This window comes from Synechococcus sp. CCAP 1479/9, from assembly GCF_019038535.1.
In the GTDB taxonomy this organism is placed as follows: domain Bacteria; phylum Cyanobacteriota; class Cyanobacteriia; order PCC-6307; family Cyanobiaceae; genus Cyanobium.
Genome location: NZ_JAFKRK010000029.1, coordinates 55060 through 65216, shown reverse-complemented (window position 1 = coordinate 65216; position 10157 = coordinate 55060). Strand labels below are relative to the sequence as shown.

At 64.6% G+C, this 10157-nt stretch carries 11 protein-coding genes; 9 read left to right on the top strand and 2 right to left on the bottom strand.

Going from position 1 to position 10157, the window contains the following annotated elements; translation table 11 throughout:
- The coding region (locus tag KUG38_RS12975) for an EamA family transporter (protein WP_216922339.1) at positions 1 to 304 on the top strand (304 nt) is incomplete at its 5' end.
- On the opposite strand, the gene KUG38_RS12970 is transcribed toward KUG38_RS12975, so the two are convergent.
- Positions 264 to 638 carry an NDH complex assembly factor CRR9 gene (locus KUG38_RS12970; protein WP_216922338.1) on the bottom strand — a complete coding sequence of 125 codons (375 nt, stop codon included), beginning with the start codon at positions 636 to 638 and terminating at the stop codon, positions 264 to 266. The genes KUG38_RS12975 and KUG38_RS12970 overlap by 41 nt on opposite strands.
- Positions 639 to 641: 3 nt before the next feature.
- Positions 642 to 1388 (bottom strand): iron-sulfur cluster biosynthesis transcriptional regulator SufR, encoded by a 747-nt coding sequence (gene sufR / locus KUG38_RS12965; protein ID WP_216922336.1) that lies wholly within the window; start codon positions 1386 to 1388, stop codon positions 642 to 644.
- 193 nt (positions 1389 to 1581) lie between these two features.
- Between sufR and KUG38_RS12960 the strand changes: the two genes are divergently transcribed.
- The 8 genes from KUG38_RS12960 (at position 1582) to KUG38_RS12925 (ending at position 9728) form a co-directional block, all read left to right on the top strand.
- The gene (locus tag KUG38_RS12960) at positions 1582 to 1947 is read left to right on the top strand and encodes a ferredoxin-thioredoxin reductase catalytic domain-containing protein (RefSeq protein WP_015109146.1); all 366 of its coding nucleotides are present in this window, start codon (positions 1582 to 1584) and stop codon (positions 1945 to 1947) included.
- 17 nt (positions 1948 to 1964) lie between these two features.
- Positions 1965 to 3407 (top strand): Fe-S cluster assembly protein SufB, encoded by a 1443-nt coding sequence (sufB, locus tag KUG38_RS12955; protein ID WP_216922333.1) that lies wholly within the window; start codon positions 1965 to 1967, stop codon positions 3405 to 3407.
- Positions 3408 to 3480: 73 nt separating this feature from the next.
- Positions 3481 to 4284 carry a Fe-S cluster assembly ATPase SufC gene (gene sufC / locus KUG38_RS12950; protein ID WP_216922331.1) on the top strand — a complete coding sequence of 268 codons (804 nt, stop codon included), beginning with the start codon at positions 3481 to 3483 and terminating at the stop codon, positions 4282 to 4284.
- 1 nt (position 4285) lies between these two features.
- Complete coding sequence (sufD, locus tag KUG38_RS12945) at positions 4286 to 5554, top strand: Fe-S cluster assembly protein SufD (RefSeq protein WP_216922329.1); 1269 nt, start codon at positions 4286 to 4288, stop codon at positions 5552 to 5554.
- A gap of 23 nt (positions 5555 to 5577) precedes the next feature.
- Positions 5578 to 6858 carry a SufS family cysteine desulfurase gene (locus KUG38_RS12940; protein WP_216922346.1) on the top strand — a complete coding sequence of 427 codons (1281 nt, stop codon included), beginning with the start codon at positions 5578 to 5580 and terminating at the stop codon, positions 6856 to 6858.
- Positions 6859 to 7191: 333 nt separating this feature from the next.
- Positions 7192 to 8400, top strand: a complete 1209-nt coding sequence (locus KUG38_RS12935; protein WP_216922327.1) for a hypothetical protein — start codon at positions 7192 to 7194, stop codon at positions 8398 to 8400.
- 146 nt (positions 8401 to 8546) lie between these two features.
- The gene (locus KUG38_RS12930) at positions 8547 to 9218 is read left to right on the top strand and encodes a hypothetical protein (protein ID WP_216922325.1); all 672 of its coding nucleotides are present in this window, start codon (positions 8547 to 8549) and stop codon (positions 9216 to 9218) included.
- 93 nt (positions 9219 to 9311) lie between these two features.
- Positions 9312 to 9728 carry an SRPBCC family protein gene (locus KUG38_RS12925; protein WP_216922323.1) on the top strand — a complete coding sequence of 139 codons (417 nt, stop codon included), beginning with the start codon at positions 9312 to 9314 and terminating at the stop codon, positions 9726 to 9728.
- Positions 9729 to 10157 lie beyond the last annotated feature (429 nt).

Genomic DNA, 10157 nt, shown 5'->3' with positions numbered 1-10157 from the left:
GCTGCCGCTGCGGGCGGGGCTGCCGCGGGCCGCCCAGGGGCCCCGGCCGGCCGGGCGCCGCTGGCCCCTGGCGCTCGCCGCCACCCTGCTGGGCACCAGCGCCGGCATCGCCCTGCAGCAGACCGCCCTGGCGGGCCTGCCGGGGGGGCTCGCCGTGGCCCTGCTGTCGACGGCGCCGGTGATGGCCCTGCCCCTGGCGGCCCTGGAGGGGGACCGGCCCGGCTGGCGTGGGGTGCTGGCCGCCGCCGCCGCCCTGGCCGGGGTCAGCCTGGTGGCGGGTCTGGTGGGGCTGCCGGGGGCCTGAGGCGCCGGTCGGCCTCGCCGGTGGCCCAGTGGATCAGGTCGGCCAGGTCGAGGGCGAGGGGCTCCTTACCGGCGGCGGTGGCGATGGCCGCCAGCTGGGCGGCCACGTGACCCATCTGGGTCAGGAAGGCCTGCTCGAAGCCGGCATCGGCGGCGATCAGCGGCTGGGAAGCGGCCCAGGCCGCCACCGCCTCCTCGGGCGGCAGGGCACCGGCCCGCTGCCCGGCGATGGCCTGCAGGGTGCGCAGGCCATGGGCCAGGAGCCGCAGGTGGTGGCGCTCCAGGGTGGGGAGCAGGGTGGACTCCAGCTCCTGCAGCTCGTCAGGGCTGAGCACGGCTCAGGGGGCCGGGGTGGGGCCGGTGGCCACGGGGCTGGCGGTGACCGGGCTGGCGGTGACGGGGGCGATGCGGAAGCCGCAGCTGTGGCCCCCCTCCAGCCGCCAGTGGACGCGCTCCACGGCGCAGTCGGGGAAGGTGTGGCGGATCAGGCGCAGCTCCTGGTCGCAGACCACCGGGTACTGCTCGGCGATGCGCATCACCGAGCAATGGAATTCGCTGATCACCCAGGCGGGACCATCGGCGTTATCGGCGGCGGGGTCGTCATCGGGGCGACATTCGGCCACGTAGCCCTCCTTGCGGCGCAGCTCCACCAGGCGCTCGATCCGCCTGCCCAGGGGGCCGCTGCCGATCTGGCGGCGGTACTCGGCCGCCTTCTCCTCGGCCTGCTGGCGCAGCACCAGCTCCAGGGTGTCCGCCGGCAGGCTTTCGGTGAGGGTGTGGAGCAGGCCGAGGGCGAAGGTCTCGCTGCCGTCGGGGAAGTGGCCCTGGCCCTGGGCGGTGAGGTGCCAGACGTTGCTGGGCCGGCCGGGCCCTTCGTGGGGGGCGCTGGCTTCCACCAGGCCGTCGTCCTCAAGGCTGCGCAGGTGGCGGCGCATTACCTGGACCGACACCCCGAGGGCGGCCGCCAGCTGGCCGGCCGTCGCCTCACCTTCCCGCAGCAGCATCGAGAGGGCCGCTTCCCGGGTGGGATGGCTTCCCTCGGCGGGAGCGGCCGGAAGGCCGCGGGACTGGGCGGGGGCGCTCATGACGGGGGTGTGACCAAAACACCATGCCACGCACATCGGGGGAATGGGGGCTGGCCCGTGGTGGCCGCCGGGGCGTCACAATGACCTTTCCACGCCGTCAACGGACCACGCCTGTGCCTTAGGCTCCCGCAGTAACGAAACCAAAGTGTTTCGTTATTCGATCCACCGGTGCGCGCAACCCGACGCTCTGCCCATGACCGACGCCTCCACCACGACGACCCCTGCAGCCGGTGCCGAAAGCCTGGAGGTGATCCGCCGTTTCGCGGAAACCTACGCCCAGCGCACCGGCACCTATTTCTGCAGCGATCCGGGGGTCACCGCCGTGGTGCTTGAGGGTCTGGCCCGCCACAAGGACGAGCTGGGCGGTGCCCTCTGCCCCTGCCGCCACTACGAAGACAAGGAGGCCGAGGTGGCCCAGGCGTTCTGGAACTGCCCCTGCGTGCCGATGCGGGAGCGCAAGGAGTGCCACTGCATGCTTTTCCTCACCGAAGACAACCCTTTCCGGGGCGAGCAGCAGACCATCAGTCTCGAAGACGTCCAGTCCCTCACCGCCGGCTGAACCGGTCCCTTATCCCCATGGCGAGCAGCGCAACCGTCGGCGATCTGGTGAGCCAGCCGTACAAGTACGGCTTCGTCACCGACATCGAAACCGAGAAGATCGCCAAGGGGCTCAGTGAAGACGTGGTGCGGCTGATCTCCGCCAAGAAGAACGAGCCCGCCTTCCTGCTCGATTTCCGCCTGCGCTCCTACCTCCAGTGGCTGCAGATGGAGGAGCCCGACTGGGCGACCCTGGGCCATCCGCCGATCGACTACCAGGAGATCATCTATTACGCGGCGCCCAAGCAGCAGGAGAAGAAGGCCAGCCTTGACGAGGTGGACCCCAAGCTGCTGGAAACCTTCGACAAGCTCGGCATCCCCCTGAGCGAGCAGAAGCGCCTCTCCAATGTGGCGGTGGATGCGGTGTTCGACAGCGTCTCGATCGCCACCACCTACCGGGAGAAGCTGGCCGAGCACGGCGTGATCTTCTGCTCGATCAGCGAGGCGGTGAAGGACCACCCGGACCTGATCGAGAAGTACCTCGGCACGGTGGTGCCCGGCAACGACAACTACTTCGCCGCCCTCAACTCGGCGGTGTTCAGCGACGGCTCCTTCGTGTTCATCCCGAAGGGGGTGGAATGCCCGATGGAGCTCTCCACCTACTTCCGCATCAACTCCGGCGACACCGGCCAGTTCGAGCGCACCTTGATCGTGGCCGAGGAGGGGGCTTCGGTGAGCTACCTGGAGGGCTGCACGGCGCCTATGTTCGACACCAACCAGCTGCACGCGGCGGTGGTGGAGCTGGTGGCGCTCGATGACGCCTCGATCAAGTACTCCACCGTCCAGAACTGGTACGCGGGGGATGAGAACGGCAAGGGTGGCATCTACAACTTCGTCACCAAGCGCGGCCAGTGCCGCGGCGACCGCAGCCACATCAGCTGGACCCAGGTGGAAACGGGCTCGGCGATCACCTGGAAGTACCCCAGCTGCGTGCTGCAGGGGGCCGATTCGGTGGGCGAGTTCTACTCGGTGGCGCTCACCAACAACCGCCAGCAGGCCGACACCGGCACCAAGATGATCCACGTGGGCCCCCGCACCCGCTCCACGATCGTGAGCAAGGGGATCAGCGCCGGCCACTCCTCCAACAGCTACCGGGGGCTGGTGCAGCTGGGCCCCAAGGCCGTGGGCGCCCGCAACTACAGCCAGTGCGATTCGATGCTGATCGGCGACCAGGCCGCCGCCAACACCTATCCGTACATCCGCTCCCAGCAGCCGGATGCCCGCATCGAGCACGAGGCCAGCACCTGCCGCATCTCCGCCGACCAGCTCTTCTATCTGCAGAGCCGGGGGATCGCCTTCGAGGAGGCGGTGTCGATGATGGTGAGCGGCTTCTGCCGCGACGTGTTCAACCAGCTGCCGATGGAGTTCGCCGCCGAGGCCGACAAGCTGCTGGCCCTCAAGCTCGAGGGTTCGGTCGGCTGATCCCGGCCCACGGCCACCCCGGCCGGCCCAACGCTTCTTCCCCCGTCCCTTTCCTGCCCTTTTCTCCCCCGCCGTGATCCGCCCCGACGCTCCCGTACTGCTCGAGATCCGTGATCTCACGGCCCGCGTGGAGGACCAGCCGATCCTCAAGGGGGTATCCCTGACGATCCGCGCCGGCGAGATCCACGCGGTGATGGGCCGCAACGGCAGCGGCAAGAGCACCCTCTCCAAGGTGCTGGCGGGCCACCCGGCCTACACCGTCACCGGCGGCACGGTGCTCTACAAGGGCGAAGACCTGCTGAGCCTGGAGCCCGAGCTGCGGGCCCGGGCCGGCCTGTTCCTCGGCTTCCAGTACCCGGTGGAGATCCCCGGGGTGAGCAACCTGGAGTTCCTGCGGGTGGCCACCAATGCCCGCCGCGCCGGCAAGGGGGAGGAGGAGCTCGACACCTTCGCCTTCGAGGACCTGGTGCGCGAACGGCTGCAGGTGGTGCAGATGGATCCGGCCTTCCTGGAGCGCAGCGTCAACGAGGGCTTCTCCGGCGGCGAGAAGAAGCGCAACGAGATCCTGCAGATGGCCCTGCTCGAACCCCTGGTGGCGGTGCTCGACGAGACCGACTCCGGCCTCGACATCGATGCCCTGCGCATCGTGGCCGGCGGCGTGAATCACCTGGCCGGCCCCGACAACGCCACCCTGCTGATCACCCACTACCAGCGGCTGCTGGATGTGATCACCCCTGATTACGTGCACGTGATGGCGGCGGGCCGGATCCTGCGCACCGGCGGCAAGGAGCTGGCCCTGGAACTGGAGGAGCGTGGCTACGACTGGGTCGACGCCGAACTGGCGGCCCTGGAGCGCACACCGGCGGAGGTGGGCTGAGATGGTGGCCGCTTCGCTCTCCACCCCCACCGCCGCAGCCGACGCCGCTCCCGGCAGCTGGGTCACCGCCCTGCTGGCGAACGCCACCGGTGGCGCCGATGCCCTGGCGGCCAGCCGAGGGCGGGCGGCCCAGGCCCTGGTGCAGCTTCCGGTGCCCTCACGCCGCGTGGAGGCCTGGCGCTTCACCGACCTGGCGCCCCTCACCGCCCTGAGCCCCACCCTGCTCACCCCCGCCCCGGCGGCGCAGCCCGAGGTGGCCGCCGGCAGCCTGCGGCTGAACCTGGATGGCCAGAGCGATCCCCTGGCCGGGATCAACCTGCCGGCGGGGCTGGAGCCCATCGGCGGCGACGAACTGAACGACACCCTGGGCCAGGTGCTGGCCGCCACCGGCAGCGCCGAGCTCTGGCCGGTGCTGCTCAACGGCGCCACGGCCCGAAACGTGCTGGCCCTGCGGGTGCGCGGCCCGGTTGCCACCACCCTGGAGCTGGTGAGCGACGCCGGCGCCGGCGAGGGGATCCTGCCCCTGCGGCTGCTGCTGGTGCTGGAACCCGAGGCCTCCATTGAGGTGCTGCAGGTGCACCGCAGCGGCGGTGCCAACCTCACCAGCGTGGTGCTGGAGGCCCGCCTGGGTGAGGGCGCCGAGCTGCGCCACGGCCTGCTGGCGCCTGGCGCCGAAACGGGCTGCCTGCTGGCCACGGTGGCGGTGGAGCAGGCAACGGGCAGCCGCTACAGCGGCGTGAGCGCCCACGGCGGCTGGGCCCTGGGACGGCTGGAGCCGCGGCTGGTGCAGCGCGAGGGGGCGGCCCACAGTGCCCTCAAGGCCCTGCAGCTGGCGGATGGCCGCCAGATCAGCGACACCCACAGCCAGATGGTGTTTGAAGGCCCGGACGGGCGGCTGGAGCAGCTGCACAAGGCGGTGGCCGACGGCCAGGGACGCAGCGTGTTCAACGGGGCCGTGCAGGTGCCACAGCTGGCCCAGCGCACCGATGCCGCCCAGCTGAGTCGCAACCTGCTGCTCTCCGACCGGGCCCGGATCGACACCAAGCCCGAGCTGGAGATCGTCGCCGACGACGTGCGCTGCGCCCATGGCGCCACCGTGAGCCGGCTGGAGCAGGACGAGCTCTTCTATCTGCAGAGCCGCGGCATCGCCGCCGACCAGGCGGCCCGGCTGCTGTTGCGCGGCTTCTGCGAGGAGGTGCTGCAGGAACTCCCGGAGGCCGCCCGGCCGTGGCAGCCTCTGGCCAGCTTGCTGGGGGAACAGGGACGATGACGCCGACCTCCACCAATTCGCCGATGGTTGCGGCCCCGCCCCTGGCGGGAACGCCCCTGGTGGCCGACCTGGCGGTGCAGACCCGCCCCGATTTCCCCCTGCTGGCCCAGACGGCCTGCCTGGGGCAGCCGCTGATCTACCTGGATTACGCCGCCACCAGCCAGAAGCCTCGCCAGGTGCTCGACGCGCTGCAGCAGTACTACAGCCTCGACAACGCCAATGTGCACCGCGGCGCCCACCAGCTGAGCGCCCGCGCCACCGACCATTTCGAGGCGGCCCGGGGCAAGGTGGCCAGCTTCATCGGTGCCGCCAGCGCCCGGGAGATCGTGTTCACCCGCAACGCCAGCGAGGCGATCAACCTGGTGGCCCGCACCTGGGGTGACGCCAACCTGCGGGTGGGCGATGAGGTGCTGCTGTCGGTGATGGAGCACCACAGCAACCTGGTGCCCTGGCAACTGCTGGCGGCCCGCACGGGTTGCGTGCTGCGCCATGCGGGCGTCACCGAGAGCGGCGAGCTGGATCTGGAGGACCTCAAAGCCAAGATCAGCGATCGCACCAAGTTGGTGAGCCTGGTGCACGTGAGCAACACCCTGGGCTGCCTCAACCCGATCGAGGCGGTGGCTGAGCTGGCCCACGGGGCCGGCGCCCTGCTGCTGGTGGATGCCTGCCAGAGCCTGCCCCACAAGCCGGTGGACGTGGCCGCCCTGGGGGCCGATTTCCTGGTGGGTTCGTCCCACAAGCTGTGCGGCCCGACGGGCATGGGCTTCCTCTGGGCCCACGAGGCGCTGCTGGAGGCGATGCCGCCGTTCCTGGGGGGCGGCGAAATGATCCACGACGTGTACCTGGACCACAGCACCTGGGCCGATCTGCCCCACAAGTTCGAAGCCGGCACGCCGGCCATCGGTGAAGCGATCGGCATGGGCGCGGCCCTGGATTATCTGCAGAACCTGGGCATGGAGCGCATCCATGCCTGGGAGCAGCAGCTCACCCGCCGCCTGTTCGAGCGGCTGCAGGCCATCGACGGCGTACGGATCCTGGGGCCCACGCCGGACCAGCAGCCCGACCGGGCTGCTTTAGCGGCTTTCAGCGTGGACGGCCTGCACGCCAACGACATCGCCGCCCTGCTGGATTCGGCGGGCATCTGCATCCGCAGCGGCCACCACTGCACCCAGCCCCTGCACCGCCACTACGGCCTGTCCAGTTCCGCCCGCGCCAGCCTGGGCTTCACCACCACCCCCGAAGAGATCGACCGCTTCGCTGAGGAGCTGGAGGGCACGATTGGCTTCCTGAGGGAGCACAGCTGAGGGGGGGAGGCCGGGGGATCTTGCCGGACTGTTGAAGAACACGTTGGCAGGGTTTGATCTGCGGTCTTGATGGGCATTGCTCTGGCTCGTCGTTGAGCATTGGGCAGGGCTCTGGATTGGGATCTGTATCGGGCTGCACATGTGGATATCGGGACCCGTGAACCACCGCTAGCGTTGGGGGACCCGAAGCATGAAACACCTGCAATTTAATGGCATTGCCAGAAGTCAGTTCACCGCTTCGGCGTGGTTCACGGGAAGATGGGACCGCCATTGGGTGGTTATCGGAAACCGTCCAATTGGCGTTAGGTAGACTCGGCAGACAGAGATGAGCCAATGACACTCGTCCAGATTTGGAAGGAAAATCCGGAGCAGATACGTGCAAAGCGCGTAGACCAGATTATTGGCTTTGCGGGAGACGGAAAGCTTGGCGACAATAACTCTGCGCCAATCGAATTTCGGGACTTTCTAGCCAGAGTTCCCGGTGAACTTATTGCAAAGTACGCCAATGACTGCCTTGAGAATGCGTTCAAAGATTCTGGCCTTGCTTTGCAAGACATTGTAAACGAGATAGCTACTCGGCTCGGGTTCAAAGTTGAACCAGGTCGCTACCGTGGCACGAAGAGCGACATTGGCCACGATGGAATATGGACTGCACCAAACAATCATGCAATAGTTGCCGAGGTGAAGACGACCGACGCATATAGATTGCCTATCGAAACTGTTGCTACGTATCGAAGACGACTCATCAAGACAGGACGTATCACGGAGGATCTGTCCTCAATACTCATAATTGTGGGACGAGAGGACACCGGAGAGATAGAAGCTCAGATACGAGGTTCGCGCTATGCATGGGATGTACGCCTGATTTCAATAGATGCTTTCCTTCGGCTCATGAAGATCCGCCAGGACCTCGACAGCCCCTCCGTTGAAGAGCGGATTCGTGCGGTTCTCATTCCGCGAGAGTACACTCGTGTTGACGAGATCATCGATCTCGTGTTTTCCACCACTGAAGACATTCTTGAGGAGGCTCCAGATGAGCTAAGCGGAGATGATGAAGTCGAATCTACCCCTGGTGAGAAAGAATCAAAAGAGAGAGAAAAGCCTGTCTCCTTCAACCTTGCCTGTGTTGAACGGATTGGTAAGTCCTTAAACGTGGAGCTGACCAAGCAGTCGAGAGTCATCTTTGGCGATCTCGATTCTGGCCTTAAGATTACGTGTGCAGTCTCAAAAGAGTATAAGAACGCAGGTGGCCTTGGCTACTGGTTTGCGTTTCATCAGCACCAACTAGAAAAGCTATCCGAAGCGCCTTCTGCTTACGCATGCTTTGGCTGTGGTTCTCCGGATCAAATAGCCATTCTTCCATTGGACTTTATCAAGTCACAATTAGAAGGTATGAATCAGACCACAAGGGAGGATGGCCGACTGTATTGGCATGTGCAGATCCATAGCGAAGGCGAGAGATGGATCATGCATCGACGCAAAGGCTTTGACTGGCCGGATATCACTTCAATGATGCTTATCAACAATGAACGTGCTACCTAACCAGCCCCTTGAGTGGACCGGCCACCACCAGCTCTTTACTGCGCCACCGAAGGCTCATTGCCTGCCACTCAGGGGCAGCGTTGGACCGTCGAAGAAGTGATGCGATGAAGTGGTTTCGAGTACTCGTCGGAGGAGAGCACGTCAAGATGGATGTCGCGAATGAGCGTCGCTATAAGGGTTTCTTCGTGACTCGGTTTGTCAACGCGGCAACCTCCGACCTCGCTCGCGCCACAGTGATTGCGGCAGTTCGCGCGGACCCAAGACTCGATGGTCTGATATTGAACGACGACGATGATCCTCCCCTGTTCTTTGTCGATGAGATTGACGAGGTCTCCGAACTCGATGTCCCAGAGGGTGAGCTCGGATTCGTGCTTTTTGATGATGAAAACCAATCTGCCAGCAGCGCGTTCAGTCCGCCGCCTTATCTTGTGATTCGGAAAGGCGTGGCCTTCTGGGTGGAAAACAGACGACTGAGCGATTGGACAGCAACGCCACAGGCCTTCAACGAGGGCTGTTTTCGCAATGCTTGTCTCTACGACATCGATGGGGATCTCTGGCAGATTGTCCGTGCTGAGTTCACGAAACGACCTTCGTTCGTTAAAACGATTCTGCCCCGGAGACATTTGCCCGTGCGAATTGAGATCCGTCCACGTGCAAGGCCTGCCGTTGCGGATATCGTGGCCGAGGTTGCTGCGATTCTCGAGTCCACGAATTCGTTTTCGGAGAACCTGAATCATAAATCGGCAGATATTCTTGGGTGTCTCAGAAGCGCTACTCAGCCATCGGAACTCATTGAATACGCCGGGAAATGCCCGTGAATCGTGGCTGCCCAACAACCGGTTGCAGCGGCGGCGCGTAGCGCCGTCCGCAGCAACCGGAGCGTTAGATGCACATTCCAACCAAGTAGAATCATGCGAATCACGATTGAAGTCCACGTTGCTGCTCCCATCGAAGAAGTGTGGAAAGCGTGGACCTCACCTGCTGACATTCAGCAATGGAATGCGGCTTCGGAAGACTGGCATTGCCCAAGTGCAGAGATCGACCTGAAACCCGGTGGAAAGTTCTCTTACCGCATGGAGGCCAAAGACGGCAGCATGGGCTTTGATCTCGATGGCATCTTCACGAAGGTAGTACCCTACGAACTCATCGAATTCGCGTTAGAAGACGAGCGGCTAGTCGTAGTGGAGTTCGCTGAGAGTGATGAGTCGGTGACTGTTCGTGAGAGCTTCGATGCTGAATCACCTAATTCAGGTGAGCAGCAACGGCAGGGTTGGCAGGCTATTCTGGACAGATTCGCTCGCCACGTCGAGGCTAAGCAGGTCAACTGAGGACGATTGCACGGCAGCTAACATCCAGATACAGAAGGCGGGAGTTGTGGATTTTGCCAATCACAAGCAGCACTTGCCCGCTTCCGATCTGGAGCGTTAGCCAAGGCCGAGATAGTCTCTTCAAGGCCAATCTAATGAGAGCCATGAAAGATATCATCGATTCTGCGAGATCCAGTGAATTAGCCTTGCCACCTCTCCTGAGCAAGCGTGATACAGCAAAGTTCACGAATTAAGTTATTTGAACTTATCGATGCAGTACTGACAGGGCAGCAGAAGATCGCCAAGAATGGATCGAGACAATAATTTGCATCCATGGCAGTAATGACTTGCCTTTGTGGCTCCCGAAGCGGGAATTCCCGACCAGGAACGCAGCAGGCAGCGAAAGTGCCGCTGACGTCTGCCGCTGAGACCTGCATAGGTCTATCTTCG

Bases quoted from the DNA above. Each gene is read 5' to 3' on its own strand.
- sufR (WP_216922336.1), bottom strand. From the start codon at position 1,388: ATGAGCGCCCCCGCCCAGTCCCGCGGCCTTCCGGCCGCTCCCGCCGAG.
- KUG38_RS12960 (WP_015109146.1), top strand. From the start codon at position 1,582: ATGACCGACGCCTCCACCACGACGACCCCTGCAGCCGGTGCCGAAAGC.
- sufB (WP_216922333.1), top strand. From the start codon at position 1,965: ATGGCGAGCAGCGCAACCGTCGGCGATCTGGTGAGCCAGCCGTACAAG.
- sufD (WP_216922329.1), top strand. From the start codon at position 4,286: ATGGTGGCCGCTTCGCTCTCCACCCCCACCGCCGCAGCCGACGCCGCT.
- KUG38_RS12940 (WP_216922346.1), top strand. From the start codon at position 5,578: ATGGTTGCGGCCCCGCCCCTGGCGGGAACGCCCCTGGTGGCCGACCTG.
- KUG38_RS12935 (WP_216922327.1), top strand. From the start codon at position 7,192: ATGACACTCGTCCAGATTTGGAAGGAAAATCCGGAGCAGATACGTGCA.
- KUG38_RS12930 (WP_216922325.1), top strand. From the start codon at position 8,547: ATGGATGTCGCGAATGAGCGTCGCTATAAGGGTTTCTTCGTGACTCGG.
- KUG38_RS12925 (WP_216922323.1), top strand. From the start codon at position 9,312: ATGCGAATCACGATTGAAGTCCACGTTGCTGCTCCCATCGAAGAAGTG.